We start from the raw sequence: 18003 nt of genomic DNA, 5'->3' as shown, positions 1-18003 counted from the left end.
CTATTCAGCCGCTTCGGCCAGGGGCTCGAAGGCGGGTTCGGCAGTTGGTTGTTCGGTCGCTTCGGAAACCGGTTCGCTCTCGCTGCGGCGCTCGCGCAGTTGCTCGATCACCGCATAGAAGACCGGCACGAACACCAGCGACAGGATCGTCGCCGCGACCATGCCGCCAAAGACGGTGGTGCCGATCGACTGCCGGCTTGCGGCACCCGCACCTGTGGCGAACATCAGCGGCAGCACGCCGAGGATGAAGGCGAAGGCGGTCATCAGGATCGGTCGCAGCCGAAGCCGCGCCGCTTCCATCGCGGCGTCGACGATGCTGAGGCCTTCTTCGCGCCGGCGCCGGGCAAACTCCACGATCAGAATCGCGTTCTTGGCCGCCAGTCCGATCAGCATGACGAAGCCGATCTGCGAATAAACGTCGATCTGCATGCCGCGCAGCCACAGCACGACGAACGCACCGAACAATGCGAGCGGCACCGCCAGCAGCACCATGAACGGCATCGCCCAGCTCTCATACTGCGCGGCCAGGATCAGGAAGACGAAGACGATTGCAAGGCCGAAGACGACGGATGCGATCGATCCTGCCTTGAGCTCCTGATAGGTGATGCCGGTCCATTCGTAGCCGAAATCTCTCGGCAATGCCGTGGCAGCGGCACGCTCCATTGCCGCCACCGCCTGGCCGGACGAAAAGCCGGGGGCGGCGCCGCCATTGATCAGCGCCGACGCATTGTTGTTGTAATGCGGCACGGTCTCGGGGCCGACGATCGGCACAAGCTTGCCCAACGTGCTCAACGGCACCATGCCACCCGACGCATTGCGGACATAGAGCCGCGATATGTCCGCCGGACCGGCGCGAGAGTCCTTGTCGGCCTGGATCGTCACCCGGAAGGTGCGGCCGAACAGGTTGAAATCGTTCACATAGAGCGAGCCGAGATAGATCTGCAGCGTGTTGAAGACGTCCGGCAGGTTGAGCCCGAGCAGCTTCGCCTTGGCGCGATCGAGATCGTAGTTGAACTGTGGCGTCGAGGTCGAGAACGACGAGAACAATTGCTGCGGGTTGAGCTCCGGCTGCTTGCGCGCCTCGGCAATCACGGCTTGCGTCGCATCGTTGAGCGCCACGCTGCCGCGGCCGGTCAGGTCCTCGACCTGGAACTCGAAGCCACCGGTGGTGCCGATGCCCGGGATCGACGGCGGGTCGAAGCTCAGCGCAAAAGCCTCCGGAATTTGCAGCAGCTTGTTGCGCACGTCGGCGACGAGTTTCGAGGCGCTCTGGTCGGGGCCGCGTTCGTCCCATGGCTTCAGGATCGCGAATTCGACCGCCGAGTTCGACTGCGCGGCACTGGTCAGGAAATTCAAGCCGCTGATCGAGCCGACGATGTCGACGCCGGGCGTGTTTTGCAGGATGTCGCGCGCCTTTTGCGCCACCGCATCGGTGCGTTCCAGCGAGGCCCCGTCCGGGAGCTGGATGACGACGAAGAAATAGCCCTGGTCCTCGACCGGAAGGAAGGTCGACGGCAGGCGCTGCCAGACGAAATAGGTCGCGACAAGTCCGGCCGCGAACACGCCGAGCATGATCCAGCGCAGGCGGATGAGAATGCGTACGCCATTCGCATAGGCATGCGCCAGCCGTTCGAAGCCCATGTTGAACCAGCGGAACAGCACGAACTGTGTTTCCGGCCGGTGGCGCAGGAAGGCGGCGCTGAGCGACGGGGTAAGCGTCAGCGAGACGAAGGCCGAGATGCCGAATGAGATCGCCACGGTCAGGGCGAACTGGTTGTAGAGTCGGCCGGACACGCCGGGAATGAAGGCGACCGGCACGAACACGGCCATCAGCACGGCGGTCGTGGCGATGATCGGGCCAGTGACCTCGGCCATCGCCGTGCGCGTGGCGGCCAGAGGTTTGAGGCCGGCCTCAAGTTGGCGTTCGACATTCTCGACGACGACGATGGCGTCGTCGACGACGAGGCCGATCGCCAGCACCATGCCGAGCAGGCTGAGCATGTTCAGCGAGAAGCCAAGCATATGCATGACGGCCAGCGTCGTTACCAGCGACACCGGAATTGCGATCGTCGGGATGATCGTGGTGCGCCAGCTTTGCAGGAAGATGAACACCACGGCGACGACCAGGACCAGCGCTTCGCCGAGCGTGATCAGCACGTCGTGCATTGAGGCCGAAACGAAACGTGTCGTATCGTAATGCATGGCGTAGCTGACGCCCTTCGGGAAACGGCCCGACAGCTCCTGCATCTTGTCCTTGACGCGCTGCTGCAGATCGAGCGCGTTGGAGCCCGGCATCTGGTAGACCGCGAGCACCACCGTCGGGTCCTTGCCGAAGAAGGCCGACGACGAATATTGCAGCGCACCGAGTTCGATGCGGGCAACGTCGCGCAGCCTGACCAACGAGCCGTTGGCGGTATTGGCCCGTACGACGATGTCGCCGAACTCCTTGGGATCGCTCAGCCTGCCGACGGCGTTGACCTGCATCTCGAAGGCAGTGCCGGCCGGAGCCGGTGATTGCCCGATCTTGCCGGCCGCCACCTGGACGTTCTGCTCGGCGACGGCGTTCTGCACGTCGACGGCAGTAATGCCGAGATTGGCGAGCTTGTCGGGGTCGAGCCAAATGCGCATCGAATAGCGCCGCTCGCCGAAGATCTGCACGTCGCCGACGCCGGGCAGGCGCTTCAGCGGATCGACCACCTGCAGATAGGCGAGATTGCTCAGCGCGACCGGATTGACGGAACCGTCCGGCGAGGTGAGGTCGACGATCAGGACGAAGTTCGGGTTCTGCTTCTTGATCGTCACGCCGCCCTGATTGACGATGGCCGGCAGCGAGGAAGCCGCCTGCGAAACGCGGTTCTGGACGTCGACGGCCGCCGTGCTCAGATCGTAGCCGACGTCGAAGGTGATGGTGATCGTCGACGAGCCGTCATTGGAGCTCGACGACGACATATAGATCATGCCTTGGACGCCGTTGATCTGCTGTTCGAGCGGTGTCGTCACCGTGTCGGCGACGACCTGCGCGCTGGCGCCCGGGTAGTGAGCGCTGACCACGACCTGGGGCGGCGTGATGTCGGGAAATTGCGAGACCGGCAGAAGAAAATAAGAGATTCCCCCGGCGAGCACCATGATGATGGCGATCGCCGACGCAAAGATCGGACGATGGATGAAGAAGTTTACCATGAGATGCATGCCTCGCCCGATGCTCTGGCCCGGCCGAAGGCCTTGGCCACCCTGGACAGCCGCCGGCTGCGCGTTGAGCCGGAATCTTCGAGAAAGCCGAAATCTTGCAGGGGACGACGCGGCGCATTGCGGCGCTCGGCCTGCTCGTCCGCCAGCGCACGCAGCATCGCCTCGAAAGACCGCGGGTCGACGCGGTCGGCTTTCATCAGCATGCGGATCATCGGATCCCTCACGACTTCATCGATCGTCAGATCATTGCGCTGCGACATCGAAGCGGCTCCTGGTTTTGGCGATCCGCGGCAAGCCGCGGATCGGGTGTTCTCTTGCTCGCCGGCCGAGGCCGTGAGGTGTGGTTCGTGCCCTTGCCGATCGGGGCGGGGCTGATCGCCGGCACTTGCGAGTTTGACATGATGCAATGCGGGTGTTACAGGTAAGTAACATCGCTAACGTTACAGACCGGTAACACCCTAGTCAAGAGGTGCACCGAGGGAATTTCGGAAACGCAATCACGGAGGTTTTGATGACAGACGGTGTTGTGGAGCGTGTTCGCCCCCGGGACAGGATCCTGGAGACGGCACGGGACATGTTTCACAAGCATGGCATTCGCGGCGTCGGCATCGATGCCATCACCGAGGCTGCCGGCACCAACAAGATGACGCTCTACCGGCATTTCGAGTCCAAGGACGACCTGATCATCGAATGTCTGCGGGCGACCGCCTGCAGCGCTAACGCGATGTGGGAGAAGTTCGAGGCGGAGAATCCGGGCGACAAGCTGGCGCAGCTGCACGCCTGGGTCCGGATGGCGGCCGATTGCCTGATGTCGGATCGCCGCGGTTGCGACATGGCCAACGCCGCCATCGAGCTGAGCGAGGCCGATCATCCGGCAAGGCAAGTGATCAAGGAACTCAAGGAAGCGCAGCGCGAGCGTCTGGTCTCGCTGTGTCGCGATGCGGGTATCGGACAGGCCGAGCTTCTCGCCGATACGCTGTCGCTTCTGCTCGAGGGCGCCCGCGTCAGCCTGCAAAGCGTCGGCGCCGAGGGCCCGAGCGCGCAGTTCGTCCGCATGGCGGAAGGCCTGATCACTTCTTTCAGGGCCAGATAATCTCGCAAGCGGCGAAACGATCCGCGGCGTTTCGATTGCGCGCCGTGCCGCCGGGTGATGTCTCGTCCATCGCGATGTGCCATCTCGCGTCTCCCTTGCCCCAACAGCATTGCTGGCGCGGCGTTGTTTGCTGGTCGTGAGGCAGGATAGGGCCGCTGGCGAACCGGTGAGAGTGACAAGTGTGACAGGATTCTGCCCGACAAGCCGCGGCGAAGCTCAACGATTTGCGGATCAACAGCCGTGTCCGATGCTAGTAACGACCCCAAGCATCGCCCCCTATCCCGGCGCTGGAACAAAAAAAGCCCGCTGCCGGGAGGAGGTGGCAGCGGGCTCGATTTCGAATACGGCACGGGAGGAGGTGTACCGCACTCAGCGTCGGCATCGCATCTGGGAGGAGTAGATGGCCGACACCTGCGAAACTATCAATTGCCCAATGATTCGGCAACCAAAAAAGTTGCATAGGTGATGTGCAGATTTGCGGCATCAACCGAATTTTAACGATCAAGGCCCGAGCGACCATCGCCCCCGCACGACATCACTGCACCGGGACATTTTCCTTGAAGATCAGGCGCGGCTCGATGAATTTCCGCGTTAGATAGGGCGCCGACGAGGCGATCGAGCCGAGCAGGCGAATGACCGACTGTTCGGCGATCAGCCGCGCATTCTGGTCGATGACGACGTCGAGCAGATCGTCGACCAGATAGCCGCGCGTCTCGCGCGTCAGGTCATGGCAGATGAACACCGGCTTCGTCCGCGGCCTGGCTTCGAGCAATGCTTTTGCCACGCCCGAGCGCCCGGCCCCGATACAGTAGATGCCGAGCAGCTCCGGCTCGTTGTGCAGCGCCTTCATGGTCGCGGTATAACTGACCTCCGGCTCGTCGTTGATCTCGACGGCGCTGGTGACGGCCAGGTTGGGGAACTCCTCGCCGAGCACGGAGCGAAAGCCCATCTCGCGTTCCTCATGGCCGCGATAGGAGCGTGATCCGACCACCATCGCCAAATGGCCCTGGCGGCCGCCGAGGAAACGTCCCATCAGCAGCGCCGCGGTGCGGCCGGCCACTCTGTTGTCGATGCCGACATAAGCTGAGCGCGGCGCGCCGGGAACGTCGGAAACCAGCGTGACCAGGCGGATGCCGGCCTCGACGATCTCGCGCAAGATGTTGCGCGTTCTCGGATGGTCGATGGCGATGACGCCGACACCGTTCGCCTTGAGAGAGAGGTTTTCGACGGCCATCTGCAAGGCACTCGGCGAGATGCCGGTGAGCTTGTGGATGCGGCAGGAGGCGACCAGCGGCAGGCGCGCCGCATAATCTTCGATGTGCCTGGCCAGATCGGCCATGAAGGCATTGCTGCCCATCGGCAGGAAGAATTCGAGATGTGCCGGCCGCGAGGGCAACGCGACCTGGTCGACGACCGGCAGATAGCCGAGCTGCTTGGCCGCCTCCATCACGCGCTGCCGGTTGGCGGCACTCGCCCCCGGCCGGTTGTTGAGCACACGGTCGACCGTCGCGGTCGACAGGCCGCAGCTCCTGGCAATATCCGAAACGGTGGCTTTCATGTCGCAACCATGTGGCGATGCGATCCAGTGCCTCGACCATAAGCCCGGCCCGGCTGCTCACCCGGGCCGTTGCGTGCCCTCGGCCAGCGCGTCACGGATCTCCTTGTCCGACATGCCGGTGATGACGCGCTCGACTTCGGCGACGCTGGTCTTCTTCGGGTCGATATCGTCGGCGACCACCTTGCCGCGGCGCATGACGACGATGCGGTCGACCACCTGGAAGACATGATGGATGTTGTGGGCGATGAAGATGCAGGAATGGCCGGAATCGCGGGCACTGCGCACGAAGCTCAGCACCCCTTGCGTTTCGGCGACGCCGAGATTGTTGGTCGGCTCGTCTAGGATGATAAGGTCGCTGTCGAAATGCATGGCGCGCGCAATCGCCACCGCCTGCCGCTCGCCGCCGGAGAGTGAGCCGATCGGCGTCGTCGGCGGGATGTTCTTCGAGATGCCGACCTGCTTGAGCAGGTCACGGGCAACCACGTTCATCGCCTCCTGGTCCATGCGGTTGAGGAAACGCGGCGGCTTGATCGGCTCGCGTCCGAGGAACAGGTTACGGGCGATCGACAGCTGCGTCACCAACGCGGAATCCTGGTAGATCGTCTCGATGCCATGGGCGATGGCGTCGCTGGTACTGCGCAAATTCACCTTCTTGCCACGGATAAAGATGTCGCCGCTGGTCAGCGGGACCGCGCCCGACAGCACCTTGATCAGCGTCGACTTGCCGGCGCCGTTGTCGCCGAGCAGTCCGACGATCTCTCTTTCGTTGACATGGAAATTGGCATCAATCAGCGCCTGCACGCGCCCATAGGACTTGCGGATGTTCGTCATGCGGATCAGTGGCTCGACCATCGTCTCAAGTCCCTGCCTGATGCCGGCGTTCCAGCCATGAGTGGAGCGCCATCATGCCGAGGATGATGGCGCCGATGAAGATGTTGTAGGCAAGGCCCGGCACACCGATCAGCACGATGCCGTTGCGCATCACGCGCAGGATCAGGATACCGAGCACCGTGCCGATGATTGTACCGCGCCCGCCGGTCAGCGCCGTGCCGCCGATCACCACCATGGCGATGACTTCGAGCTCGTAGCCGGTGCCGCTGTTGGGGTTGGCCGCCGAGGTACGCAGCGAGGAGATGACGCCGGCGAGCGAGGCCAGGATCGACGACAGGATGAACAGGCCGATCTTGACGCCGCTGACATTGACGCCGCGCGCCCTTGCAGCACTCGGGTTGCCGCCGGCCGCCTGGATCCAGTTGCCGGTCCGGCTCTGCGTCAGCACGTAGCCGAGCGCGATTGCGGCGGCGATGAACCAGAACAGCGACATATAGATACGGAACGGCCCGATGAAGAAATCGCCGACCAGGGCTTCCGCCAGCCAGCTGCCCTCGGCGCTCCAGGTCCGCTGCGGAAACCCGCTGGTGACGAACAAAGCGGTGCCGCGCACCACCAGCAGCATGCCAAGCGTCACCAGGAAGGACGGGATCTTGAGCTGCGTCACGAACCAGCCATTGACCAGTCCGATGAAGGCAGCGACCACCAGCGCAACGACGAAGGCGGCTTCGAGCGAGGCGACGCCGCTGTTGGACAAGGTCCACATCAGGACCGGCGAGAAGCCGAACACCGAGCCGACCGAGAGGTCGAATTCGCCTGATGTCATCAACAGCGTCATCGCCAGCGCGATCAGCCCGAGTTCGACCGTGAAGGCCAGCGTGTTCGAGATGTTTTGCGGCGACAGGAAGTCGTGGTTGATGCCCCAGAACACGGCGATCTCGATGACGAGCAGCACGAACGGCCCGAACTCAGGCCGCGCGATCGAGCGTTGGATAAGAGAACGATTTTCCACCTTGGACCCGCGAGGATTGGATTTGGCCGAGACCGCAAGCGGTTCGGCGGAATGATGAGACGGTCACGGCCGCCGAAGCGGCCGTGACCAACTCGATCGCGGACCTATTTGCCGGACAGGATCTTGTCGTATACCGCGGCGGTGTCCTTCTCGTAGAGCGCGCCGGTGATCACGTCGAAGCCTGGCGGGATACCGCTTGCCGCCATGTTGGCGAGCGAGAGCGCGACGTAGCTGGTCGCCTGCGGATCCTGCCACTGCGCGGCATTGACGTAGCCGTTCAGCACTTCCTGAGTGGTGTCGAGCGAGTTGCCCCAGCCGACGACCGGGATTTCGCCCGGCTTGACGCCGACCTGGTCGAACACCCGCTTGATCGAACCGGTGACCAGGTCGCCGAGGCCGATAACCGCCTTGACCTTGGCCCTGTTGGCGGTGAGGTAATCGACCATGCGGTTAATCACTTCGGCCTGGTCGAGCGTCGCTTCGGTGATCTCGTAGGTGATGCCGAGCGGCTCGAACACGCTCTTGATGCCTTCCTCTTCCTGGACGCCATAGGTGGCGCCGGGAATCTCGACCGGCATCCAGACGAAGTCGCCCTTCTTCACAAGGCCCTTGTCGACCAGATACTGCGCCCAGTGCTTGCCGAAGGTGACGTTGTCGCCGCCGACATAGGCATTGAAGTCCGCCTTCGGGTCGGGCGTGTTGAAGTTGATGATCGGGATGTTCGCCGCCCGCGCCTCCTTGACGATCTCGACAAGGCTGCCCGGATCAGGGCTGGTCGTGGTGATGCCGTCGGCCTTGGCGGAAATCGCGGCGCGAATAGCCTCCTGCTGCGACGCCACGTCGCCATTGTGGAACGATGTGTTGACAGTGTTGCCGGTGTCCGCCGCCCATTGCTTGGCCCCGGCAAGGAAGTAGGTCCAGACCGGATCGGCCGGGCCGCCATGCGAAATCCAGTAGAACGTCTTGGCCTGTGCCGCGGCCGGAATGGCCAGCGCCACTACCAAGCCAAGTACAATCAGTCTTAGCCTCGTCAGCATGTGATTTCCTCCCATTTGAACCGAACTCCTCCTCCGACGACGATCACCGCGAAAGGCCGTGCGCGGCCAAAACGGTGGTCGCATTTTGCCAGCGTCGACCTGGGCGCATTAGAGCATTCCCTTTTTCGATCGATGGCAAGCCTCCATCCGCCAATGGACGTTGGCGCAATGCACGACGCCATCAGCAATCCCATCAGATTGCATCAGTTTGGCTGATATTTTCCAGGCGGCCGACGATCGGCCCTGCGACGTCACGCAATGCCGCGCGGCGGCGCGCCGAGCACGGATTGCTCTAGGTCGATAAGCGTCCCGGTCATCAGCCCGGAGGCGTCGCTGAGCAGGAACAGCGTTAGCTGGGCGACTTCGTCCATGGTCAGCAATCGACCAAGCGGCAGGCCGGCGGCGGCGATCTTTGCCCAGTTTTCGCCCTTGCCCAGCGTGCGCGCCTGCATCTCTTGTTCGGCCGGCGTCGCTACCCAGCCCATGTTGATGCCGTTGACGCGGATGCGATCGGAAAGATGCGCGTTGGCAATGTTTCTGGTCAGCGTCGAAAGCGCGCCCTTGGTGGCGGAATAGATGGCAAGGTCCGGCGCACCGCAATGCGCATTCACCGACAGTATGTTGACGATGGCGCCCGCCGCCTGCCGTGTCTTCATGTCGGCTACGGCCGCTTGCATGAGGAAGAACGGCGCGCGCGCATTGACGGAAAACAACCTGTCCCAGTCGTCGATTGTGCCAGTTTCCAGCGAGGCCCGGTCGGTGAGGGCCGCAGCGTTCACCAGACAATCGATGCGGCCGAGTCTTTTGATCGCTTCCGCCATGACAGCTGCAGGCGCGGCCGGATCTCCAAGCTCGGCCTGGATGAAGACGACGGGCCGGCTTGGTCGTGAAAGCTCTTCGGCGATGCGTGCGCCACGCTCGGCATTGCGGCCGACAATGGCGATCCCTTCGCCGCCGCCGGCTGAGGCCAGCCGGGCGATGGTCTCGCCAAGCCCTTGCGTCCCGCCGGTAACGACAAGGGTCTTGCCCTCAAGAGCGACGATCAATGGACTCTCCCGAATGCCGACGAGCAGGTAATTTCCAATCAGAGAATTCTAGATCTATCGGATGTTAGGCTGGGGGACTAGATGAGGTCGGCCCTTGCGAGGTCACGCATCAGATGGCTGGCGCCGTAGGTCCAGTGTGGGCAGTCGGGTGACAGCCGCACGCGGTTGACCAAGGCACCGAACTTCTCCGACGATATGGTGACGATGTCGCCGACCTTGTGGGTAAAGCCCTTGCCTGTTTCGCCGCGATCCTTCGACGGCACGAACATCGTGCCGAGATAGAGCGCCAGCCCGTCCGGGTATTGGTGATGTGGCCCCATGGCGGCGGCGACCAACTCTTCTGGCGAGCGGCTGATCTCGGCCATCGAACTGGCGCCTTCCAGCGAGAATCCATCCTCGCCTTCGACTTTCAACCGTACGATCGCCTGCTTCACGTCGCCGATGGAAAATGTCTCATCGAACAGCCGGATAAAGGGGCCAAGTGCTGCCGAAGCGTTGTTGTCCTTGGCTTTGCCGAGCAGCAGCGCCGAGCGCCCCTCGACGTCGCGCAGATTGATGTCGTTGCCGATCGTCGCCCCGACGATCCTGCCGCTGCTCGCGGCGATCATGGCGATCTCCGGCTCCGGATTGTTCCATGTCGAAACCGGATGCAGGCCGACATCGGCGCCGAAGCCGACCGAGGCCATCGGCTGGCATTTGGTGAAGATCTCGGCATCGGGGCCTATGCCGACTTCCAGATATTGCGACCAGGCGCCGCGCGCAATCAGCTTGGCCTTGATCTCCATCGCTTCCGGCGAGCCGGGCTTGAGCTTCGACAGATCGTGGCCGATCAGCCCGGCGATGTCGGCGCGAATGGCGTCGGCCTTGTCGGCTGAACCGCGCGCCTGCTCCTCGATCACCCGTTCGAGCAGGCTGACGACAAAGGTGACGCCAGACGCCTTGATCGCCTGCAGGTCGACGGGGGACAGCAGGTACGGTTTCCCCGGATCGCGCGCTGTCTCGAAACTGTTGGCCGCAATGGCGTCGAGCGGGCCGATCGGCCGCCCCTTTGCCGAGCGGACGTGTCCTGCCGGATCCGGCAATTCGCAAACGTCGCGTACGGTCGGTGCCACATTTGACGTGATGTCGAAGACCGTGCCGTCACGCACCGTGACCACCAGCGGATGGGAAGCATCGCTCGCCCGGGCGCGGCCCACGAAGAGGCCTTCGGCGGGCAAATGTGTGGCGTTCGTCATGGCTTGTATTTCCTGTTGTCTTGTCCTTCGGCCGCGGCACTTTCAACAAATTCCCGGCAAAGGTCTATCCCGTTTCGAAGGCCAGCTTTGTCAATCTGTTAAGGTCGTCTTGCGCTGCTGGATCGTAATCGATTTCGCCCTGCGCCAATGGCGAGCCGAAAACAGGCTGTCAAATCCATGAAATCGTCATTAGGATTTTCACTGAAAAGCGCAGCCCAGGTGACCCTTGTCCTTACGGTTTTCCGATCCGATCTGGCAAAGGCCGCGGACAGCCACCGCGTTCCAGTCGCTTTGTCCAGCCGGCCGACGCGTCGATGTCGTCATCGTCGGCGGCGGCATCCTGGGGCTGTCGACGGCCTTGCACGCTGCCCGGCTCGGCCTTGCGGTCCAGGTGCTGGAGGCCGGCGAAATTGGCAATGGCGCGTCCGGTCTGAACGGCGGTCAGGTTATTCCTGGCCTGAAATACGATCCGGACTGGCTGCTGGAGCATTTTGGTCTCGAACGCGGTGAGGCGCTCGTCAACTTTGCCGCCTCGACGGCGGACGCCGTTTTCGAAATGATCCGCGACGAAAGACTGGCGGTGCCGTTCGTCCGTAATGGCTGGATCCAGGCCGCACACACCGAGACCGCGCTGAAAGCGGCGGCGAACCGGGATCGGCAGTGGCGGGCGCGGGGCGCCGATGTCCGGTTGCTGAGCGGGACGGAGATCGCGACGATGACCGGCGCGCAAGGCTATCTCGGCGGCTGGCTCGATCGCCGTGCCGGCGTCATCGATCCGCTCGCCTACACGTCGGAGCTGGCGCGCGTCGCTGCAGCGGCAAGCGTGAAGATCGCCGAGCGCCAGAACGTGATGCAGATCAGCAAGAATGCCGGCAATTGGCACGTTGCCACGGAAAGCGGCGCCGAACTCAAGGCCAGGGCGGTCGTTCTGGCGACCAACGCCTATACCGGCGGCCTGCTTCCCGGCCTCGCCGAGACGATCGTCCCGCTGCATTCCTTTCAGATCGCGACAGCGCCGCTATCGTCCAATCTCGCGGCGGCGATCCTGCCGGAGGGGCAAGCGGTTTCGGATTCGCGCCGCATCCTCGTCTATTACCGCAAGAGTGCCGATGGTCGGCTGGTGCTCGGCGGACGCGGCCGCATGGCCTTGCCGAACGGCCCGGCCGACTGGGCGCATCTGGAACGCGCGCTGCTGCGGCTCTACCCGGCGCTGTCCGACGTGGCAATTGAAAAGCGCTGGTTCGGCCGGGTGGCAATGACGCCGGACCATCTCCCGCATATCCACGAGCCAGAGAAGGGTCTGCTGGCGGTGGTTGGCTGCCAGGGCCGCGGCGTTGGCCTGATGACGGCGCTTGGCGAGCGCATCGCCTCCTATCTGTCGAGCGGCGACACCAGGCAATTGCCGTTCCCGATCTCGCCGATCCGGCCGATTCCGTTTCACGCCTTTCGGCAGGTCGGCGTTGCCGCGACCATCGCCTGGTACCGGATGCTGGACGCCTTCGAACGCTGACGTTCATTCCCAAACGTGAAACAGCTTGACAGCTTCACGAATATGAAAAAAGCTTAGTCGATTTCAAATACCATAGGCAGTCGATGTCGACCATCGCCGCAACTCAGTCGCTGCCGGAAACCCGGTCTTCGCCGGGTTTTCGCTTCGCCATGCTGCTGCCCGGCGGGCTCGTCACCTTTCTGCTGATCCTCTTCGCCCTTGGCCTGGTGTTCTTCCTCGCCTTCCGCGGCAATGACGGCTCGCTGCTGGGGGCTGGTTTCACCCTTGCCAATTTCGTCACCGTGGCAACCGATCCGCTGTATTGGACGGTGACATTGCGCTCGCTGGGCATCGCCGGCCTGGTGACGCTGGCAACCGCCGTCACGGCGTATCCTGTCGCCTACTATCTGGCCTTTCATGCTGGGCGGCGACGCGGGCTGCTGTTGCTCCTGCTGACCCTGCCATTCTGGACCAGTTATCTGCTGCGCGTCTTCGCCTGGAAGATCGTGCTTGCCTATAATGGCGTGCTCAACTCGGCGCTGATCGAAAGCGGCATCTGGTCGGAGCCGACATTGGCCTTTCTCAACACACCGGCAGCGGTCGTCGTCACGCTTGCCCACGCTTATGCCCCGTTCGCCATCCTGCCCATCTATGTGGCGCTGGACACGATCCCGAAATCGCTGCTCGAAGCCGCTTCCGATCTCGGCGCAAAACCATTCACCAGCTTCCGCCGCATAGTGCTGCCCAATTCGATGCCGGGCGTGCTGGCAGCGGCCCTCGTCGTCTTCGTGCCGACCGTCGGCGACTATGTCACCCCGGCGTTGGTCGGCGGCCCGGCCAGCACCATGATTGGTACGCTGATCCAGGCCGAGTTCGGCAAGGCAAATGACTGGCCGTTCGGCGCCGCACTCGCCGTCGCCGTCATGCTGGTCATTCTCGCCGTGGTGCTGGTGGTGCGCTTCGCCGACCGCCGATACGGCAGCCGCACATGAACGCGGCGCGTGTCGATGCAAAACAGGGCGGCGGCTGGCTCGGCGCCTATGTCCTTGCCTATTTGATATTCCTGTATTTGCCGATATTGCTGATCCCGCTGTTTTCCTTCAACAATTCAATCCAGGCGGCGTTTCCGCTGCAAGGCTTCACGCTTGAATGGTACGGCACGCTTTACGGCAATTCGGCGCTGTCCGGCGCGCTTGCCACCAGCCTCGTCATCGGCGCAATTGCTGCCACTGGCGCAACACTCTGCGGCGTGACCGTGTCCTATATGGACCTCTACGGCCGCTCGCCGCTGGCCGCCGCGATCAGTGCTATAGCGCGGCTGCCGATCCTCATCCCAGGCGTCATCGTCGGCATATCGCTGCTCATCCTGGTCAACCTCGCCGGCTTTGGGCCGTCGCGCATTGCCATTGTGCTCGGGCATGTATTGGTGGCGCTGCCGACGACGGTGGTGGTCATGCGCAGCCGCTTCGCCGCCATCCCGAAGACCATCCGCGAGGCAGCGCTCGACCTCGGCGCTTCCGACTGGACGACCTTCAGACGGGTGATGCTGCCGCTCAGCCTGCCGGCCATTATTTCGGCGTTCATGCTGGCCTTCCTGACCTCCTTCGACGAGTTCATCGTCGCCTTCTTCCTTGCCGGCACCGAGCCGACGCTGCCGCTTTATATCTGGAGCCAGCTGCGCTTCCCGAGATCGCTGCCGACCGTCATGGCGCTCGGCACTTCGATCCTGGCCGTGTCGTTCCTCATCGCCGCGCTCGCCGAAATGCTGCGCCATCGCGGGCTTGCTGCCACCCGGCGGTCAGCGCCCGCCAACCTGTCAAAACCAGAAGAAACCGAAGGAGGAGAACTGCAATGGCATTCGACCTGAAATCGATAACGGCAAAGACAGCGAAAACCGGACTGGCTGCGTTCGCGCTGGCGCTTGCGTCGACTGTCGCCTTTGCCGGGGACAAGCTGCAATATTTCACGTGGTCGGGCTATGAACTGCCCGACTTCAACAAGAGCTTCCTGGCCGCGCACCCCGATGGTCTCGAAGCTTCGATGTTTGGCGACGACGATGACGCTTTCACCAAGGTCAAGGCCGGCTTCCGCCCCGATGTCGCGCACCCATGCTATGACAAGGTGGCGCGCTGGAACAAGGAAGGCCTGCTGCAGCCGATCGACACCAAGCGCATCAAGAACTGGGATTCGATCTTCCCGGTCTTCAAGAACCTGCCCGACCTGCAGGCCGGCGACGGCAAGGTCTGGATGGTGCCGTGGGACTGGGGCAACACCTCGATCCTCTACCGCACCGATCTGGTGAAGAACCCGGAAGCCAGCTGGAACCTGCTTTGGGATAAGCAATATGCCGGGCGTATGGCGACCATCGATGCCGTCCACGACACACCGGTGGTGGCGGCCCTTCTCGCCGGCGTCAATCCATTCGACATGACACCGGAACAGATGGACAAGGTGGCAGAAAAACTTCGCGAGCAGCGCCCGCTGCTCTCGAACTACACCACCGACATGACCTCGGTCGAACAGGCATTGGCCAGCGGCCAGCTGGTCGCGGCCATGACCTGGAACGCCTCGGCCACCTCGCTGAAGAAGCAGGGCGTGCCCGTCGAGTTCATGAAGCCGAAAGAAGGCATGCTGACCTGGGCTTGCGGCTTCGTCATGCTCAAGGACGCCAAGAACGTCGACCTAGCCTATGACTTCATCAACAGCCGGCTGGAGACGGATTCCGGAAAGTATCTGATCCAGGCCTACGGCTATGGCAGCTCGATCAGCTCGGCTTTCGCCGCCGTGCCGAAGGAGGAGTTGGAGAAATTGCAGCTACCTTCCGATCCCGAGGTGATGCTGAAGACCACGATTTTTACCGGGCCGATGAAACAGAATGACGAACTCGCCAAGATGTTCGAGAAGGTCAAGGCAGGCGGCTGAGTTCGCACTTCCTTCTCCCCTTGCGGGAGAAGTGTCGCCGAAGGCGACGGATGAGGGTGTTCCAGATGGCACAGACGGCACTCCGGCCAACACCCCTCATCCGTCTCGGCACTTCGCGTCGATCCACCTTCTCCCACAAGGGGAGGGAAAACCTTACCAAACAAGGACGAACGAATGGACATGCTGGACGAAGCGGCTGAGAAGCCGAAGGACGACGCCGACGTCAGGGTCGGCCGGCGCGTGCGGGCGCTCAGGCTGGAGCGCAATCTCTCGCTGGCCGAACTCGCCGCTAAAGCCGGCGTCTCGATCGGTGCGCTGAGCCAGATCGAGCGCGGCATGTCATCATTGCGGGTGCGAGTGATCTGGCCGCTTGCCGCCGCCCTCGACATCGAGCCGTCGGCGCTGATTGTTGACGGCAACGATGCCGGCAACGATCTTTATTGCGTGCGCGCCAACAGCCGGCGTCAGATCCCGGTCAAGTCGGAAGGCATCGCCAAGGCGCTGCTGTCGCCGCCGGCCGCCACGCTGACCGGCATGCTGGTGACGGTGGAGGCCGGCGGCGGCACCGCCGAAGCCTACGCCCATGCCGGCCACGAATTCGGCTTCGTCCTGTCGGGTGAGGTCGAACTGGTGGTCGATTCGACCAGATACGGGCTGAAGGCCGGTGACAGCTTCGCCTTCAAGAGCACCTTGCTGCATGCCTTCCGCAATCCCGGCAGCGAGCGCTGCCAGATCCTGTGGGTCAACACCACCAAGCCGTCCGAGGTTCGCGATGGCGCCTGATCCGCTCGTCCGGCTGGACAAGGTCTCCAAGATTTTCCCCGGCGGCATCGTCGGGCTCGACACTGTCGATCTCAATATTTCGCGCGGCGAGTTCCTGACCCTGCTCGGACCGTCCGGCTGCGGCAAGACCACCAGCCTGCGGGTCATCGCTGGTTTCGAAGGCCCGTCGAGCGGCAGGGTCCTGCTCGAAGGGCGCGACATCACGGGGCTCAGGCCCTTCGACCGCCCGGTCAACACCGTATTCCAGGACTACGCGCTGTTTCCGCACATGAACGTCGCCGAAAATGTCGGCTTCGGCTTGTCGCTGCGCAAGCTCGCGGGTGCCGAACAGGCAAAGCGCGTCGGCGCGGCGCTCGACATGGTCGGCCTTGCCGACAAGCTCGGCGCCCGCGTGTCCGAATTGTCGGGTGGCCAGCGCCAGCGCGTCGCGCTTGCCCGCGCCATAGTCTGCGAACCGCGCGTGCTGCTGCTCGACGAGCCGCTGTCGGCGCTCGATGCGCATCTGCGCGAACAGATGCAGGCCGAGTTGAAGCGCCTGCAGTCGCGCCTCGGCACCACTTTCGTCATGGTCACGCATGACCAGACCGAGGCGCTGTCGATCTCTGACCGCATCGTTGTCATGAACAAAGGCCGCATCGAGCAGATCGCGCCGCCGGCGACTCTCTACGACCGGCCCGCCACCAAATTCGTCGCCAGCTTCATCGGCACGATGAACCTTCTGCAGTCGCGCTTTGTCGGCCGCGACGGCGAGCGCTTGCGGTTCGCCGCCGGCGCCCTGCCGCTGGAAGCGGTTTCGGAGACGGGCGAACTGCCTGGCGAGGGCACGGTGCGCACCATCGGCGTGCGTCCGGAGGATCTTTTGGCGACGACCGAGGCCACGGCCGGCACTGTACCGGTGCGGGTGAACAGCATCGTCTTCCACGGCCGCACCTTGCGCCTTCATGCAGAGCTGGGGCAGGGGACACAGGTCGTGATCGACGCGCCACGCCCGACAGAGGGTTTTCAATTCAGCGTCGGCGATGTGGCGCATATCAGCCTGCGCCGCGGCGCCAACTGCCCTATGCTGCCCAGCTAGTCTGATTTTCAACTTCCAGAAAACTGGAGTGTTCCCACATTATCGGCAACGGGGCGCAGACTTCGAATTCCTGCTCGGCAGGGCTTCCTCGACCGCTGAAATCGCGGGTGTTGGCGCGGAAAGCATTCAGCGCCCGTTGCGTTTCCATTTGACGAGTTCTCTGTTTGTTCTAAATTTCTCGGTCGGATACGATTTTGCCGGACGAGAGATCAATTATGAGTGGGCAACCTGCATTCGGAACCCCGAACAACGGCCAGACCTTTTTCCGATGGCAGGGGACCAAGCGACGTTTCGACGACCGCATATTCTTGCCATCTTGGCTGAGAGCGCGGTCGCTGGTCCCTTGGCGCGAAAGGCTATCGCCTTGAATCGAGAGTTAAGGCTGCAAGGCTGGTTTGTTCCGGAGAACCACATCCATATCTCGCTCGTCGGCCTCGGTGACCATGATGGGTATCCGGAAAAGCTGGTTGAAATCGCTCGGCATATCGGCTCGATGATCGTTGCAAAACCGTTCGATATTTCTTTCGATCGCCTGACGGCTTTTGGTGGTGGTTCGCTGGTTCTGCGCAACGGTGACAGCAATCCAGCGCTCCAAGAATTCTGGCGCAATCTCACCCTCTGATTTCCGACAGCCCGCTAAAGCTCTTTCTCACGAAGTCCATTGAACCGCATGTTACGCTGCTTCGTGACGAAGTCCGTGTCCCCAGGATTCGCGAACGGTCGATTGATCCAA

16 protein-coding genes are annotated in these 18003 nt (G+C 62.9%); 8 read left to right on the top strand and 8 right to left on the bottom strand.

All coding sequences use genetic code 11. From position 1 onward, the window contains the following. Window positions 1-3180 carry an efflux RND transporter permease subunit gene (locus NKH50_RS19370; protein ID WP_352701685.1) on the bottom strand — a complete coding sequence of 1060 codons (3180 nt, stop codon included), beginning with the start codon at window positions 3178-3180 and terminating at the stop codon, window positions 1-3. Beyond that, window positions 3174-3449 (bottom strand): hypothetical protein, encoded by a 276-nt coding sequence (locus NKH50_RS19365; protein WP_352476600.1) that lies wholly within the window; start codon window positions 3447-3449, stop codon window positions 3174-3176. Before NKH50_RS19365 ends, NKH50_RS19370 begins: the two co-directional genes overlap by 7 nt. A gap of 251 nt (window positions 3450-3700) precedes the next feature. Here NKH50_RS19365 and NKH50_RS19360 point away from each other — a divergent pair, with 251 nt between their 5' ends. After that, a complete protein-coding gene (locus NKH50_RS19360; protein ID WP_031211029.1) occupies window positions 3701-4282 on the top strand; it encodes a TetR/AcrR family transcriptional regulator in 582 nt (193 codons plus the stop codon). Window positions 4283-4817: 535 nt separating this feature from the next. Here the strand turns inward: NKH50_RS19360 and NKH50_RS19355 are convergent. From NKH50_RS19355 to NKH50_RS19330, 6 genes are all read right to left on the bottom strand, one after another. Next, window positions 4818-5840: a LacI family DNA-binding transcriptional regulator gene (locus NKH50_RS19355; protein ID WP_352701682.1), complete on the bottom strand. Its 1023-nt coding sequence runs from the start codon at window positions 5838-5840 to the stop codon at window positions 4818-4820. Between the two features lie 57 nt (window positions 5841-5897). Then, complete coding sequence (locus NKH50_RS19350; RefSeq protein WP_352701681.1) at window positions 5898-6692, bottom strand: ATP-binding cassette domain-containing protein; 795 nt, start codon at window positions 6690-6692, stop codon at window positions 5898-5900. A 4-nt stretch (window positions 6693-6696) separates the two neighbouring features. Beyond that, window positions 6697-7683 carry an ABC transporter permease gene (locus NKH50_RS19345; RefSeq protein WP_352880472.1) on the bottom strand — a complete coding sequence of 329 codons (987 nt, stop codon included), beginning with the start codon at window positions 7681-7683 and terminating at the stop codon, window positions 6697-6699. A 104-nt stretch (window positions 7684-7787) separates the two neighbouring features. Further along, window positions 7788-8720, bottom strand: coding sequence for a sugar ABC transporter substrate-binding protein (locus NKH50_RS19340; protein WP_352701679.1), 933 nt, complete (start codon window positions 8718-8720; stop codon window positions 7788-7790). 251 nt (window positions 8721-8971) lie between these two features. Further along, window positions 8972-9766, bottom strand: coding sequence for an SDR family oxidoreductase (locus tag NKH50_RS19335; RefSeq protein WP_254820394.1), 795 nt, complete (start codon window positions 9764-9766; stop codon window positions 8972-8974). Between the two features lie 77 nt (window positions 9767-9843). Further along, on the bottom strand, window positions 9844-11001 hold the full coding sequence (locus NKH50_RS19330; protein ID WP_352880470.1) for a fumarylacetoacetate hydrolase family protein: 1158 nt from the start codon (window positions 10999-11001) through the stop codon (window positions 9844-9846). A 226-nt stretch (window positions 11002-11227) separates the two neighbouring features. On the opposite strand from NKH50_RS19330, the gene NKH50_RS19325 reads away from it, so the two are divergent. The 7 genes from NKH50_RS19325 to NKH50_RS19295 all read left to right on the top strand — a co-directional run bounded on the left by NKH50_RS19325 (window position 11228) and on the right by NKH50_RS19295 (window position 17892). Then, window positions 11228-12511, top strand: coding sequence for an NAD(P)/FAD-dependent oxidoreductase (locus NKH50_RS19325; RefSeq protein WP_352880468.1), 1284 nt, complete (start codon window positions 11228-11230; stop codon window positions 12509-12511). A gap of 83 nt (window positions 12512-12594) precedes the next feature. Then, window positions 12595-13482 (top strand): ABC transporter permease, encoded by an 888-nt coding sequence (locus tag NKH50_RS19320; RefSeq protein ID WP_352880466.1) that lies wholly within the window; start codon window positions 12595-12597, stop codon window positions 13480-13482. After that, on the top strand, window positions 13479-14357 hold the full coding sequence (locus NKH50_RS19315; protein WP_352880464.1) for an ABC transporter permease: 879 nt from the start codon (window positions 13479-13481) through the stop codon (window positions 14355-14357). The genes NKH50_RS19320 and NKH50_RS19315 overlap by 4 nt, the downstream gene beginning before the upstream one ends. Then, window positions 14342-15412, top strand: coding sequence for an ABC transporter substrate-binding protein (locus NKH50_RS19310; RefSeq protein ID WP_352880462.1), 1071 nt, complete (start codon window positions 14342-14344; stop codon window positions 15410-15412). Before NKH50_RS19315 ends, NKH50_RS19310 begins: the two co-directional genes overlap by 16 nt. Window positions 15413-15586: 174 nt before the next feature. Beyond that, the gene (locus NKH50_RS19305; protein ID WP_254820400.1) at window positions 15587-16195 is read left to right on the top strand and encodes a cupin domain-containing protein; all 609 of its coding nucleotides are present in this window, start codon (window positions 15587-15589) and stop codon (window positions 16193-16195) included. Continuing rightward, window positions 16185-17270, top strand: coding sequence for an ABC transporter ATP-binding protein (locus NKH50_RS19300; protein ID WP_352737093.1), 1086 nt, complete (start codon window positions 16185-16187; stop codon window positions 17268-17270). The genes NKH50_RS19305 and NKH50_RS19300 overlap by 11 nt, the downstream gene beginning before the upstream one ends. A 28-nt stretch (window positions 17271-17298) precedes the next feature. Next, complete coding sequence (locus NKH50_RS19295) at window positions 17299-17892, top strand: hypothetical protein (RefSeq protein WP_352880459.1); 594 nt, start codon at window positions 17299-17301, stop codon at window positions 17890-17892. The last annotated feature ends 111 nt before the right edge of the window (window positions 17893-18003 follow it).

Origin of the sequence: Mesorhizobium sp. M1027 (assembly GCF_040318745.1) — a bacterium.
Classification (GTDB): domain Bacteria; phylum Pseudomonadota; class Alphaproteobacteria; order Rhizobiales; family Rhizobiaceae; genus Mesorhizobium.
Note: the sequence above shows the minus strand (reverse complement) of the source record. Positions and strands in the feature narration are given on the sequence as shown.

What these genes read in the sequence shown, in the direction of transcription:
- NKH50_RS19350 (WP_352701681.1), bottom strand. Translation starts at nt 6,692, where the DNA reads ATGGTCGAGCCACTGATCCGCATGACGAACATCCGCAAGTCCTATGGG.
- NKH50_RS19370 (WP_352701685.1), bottom strand. Translation starts at nt 3,180, where the DNA reads ATGGTAAACTTCTTCATCCATCGTCCGATCTTTGCGTCGGCGATCGCC.
- NKH50_RS19300 (WP_352737093.1), top strand. Translation starts at nt 16,185, where the DNA reads ATGGCGCCTGATCCGCTCGTCCGGCTGGACAAGGTCTCCAAGATTTTC.
- NKH50_RS19305 (WP_254820400.1), top strand. Translation starts at nt 15,587, where the DNA reads ATGGACATGCTGGACGAAGCGGCTGAGAAGCCGAAGGACGACGCCGAC.
- NKH50_RS19340 (WP_352701679.1), bottom strand. Translation starts at nt 8,720, where the DNA reads ATGCTGACGAGGCTAAGACTGATTGTACTTGGCTTGGTAGTGGCGCTG.
- NKH50_RS19315 (WP_352880464.1), top strand. Translation starts at nt 13,479, where the DNA reads ATGAACGCGGCGCGTGTCGATGCAAAACAGGGCGGCGGCTGGCTCGGC.
- NKH50_RS19320 (WP_352880466.1), top strand. Translation starts at nt 12,595, where the DNA reads ATGTCGACCATCGCCGCAACTCAGTCGCTGCCGGAAACCCGGTCTTCG.
- NKH50_RS19365 (WP_352476600.1), bottom strand. Translation starts at nt 3,449, where the DNA reads ATGTCGCAGCGCAATGATCTGACGATCGATGAAGTCGTGAGGGATCCG.
- NKH50_RS19360 (WP_031211029.1), top strand. Translation starts at nt 3,701, where the DNA reads ATGACAGACGGTGTTGTGGAGCGTGTTCGCCCCCGGGACAGGATCCTG.
- NKH50_RS19330 (WP_352880470.1), bottom strand. Translation starts at nt 11,001, where the DNA reads ATGACGAACGCCACACATTTGCCCGCCGAAGGCCTCTTCGTGGGCCGC.
- NKH50_RS19355 (WP_352701682.1), bottom strand. Translation starts at nt 5,840, where the DNA reads ATGAAAGCCACCGTTTCGGATATTGCCAGGAGCTGCGGCCTGTCGACC.
- NKH50_RS19310 (WP_352880462.1), top strand. Translation starts at nt 14,342, where the DNA reads ATGGCATTCGACCTGAAATCGATAACGGCAAAGACAGCGAAAACCGGA.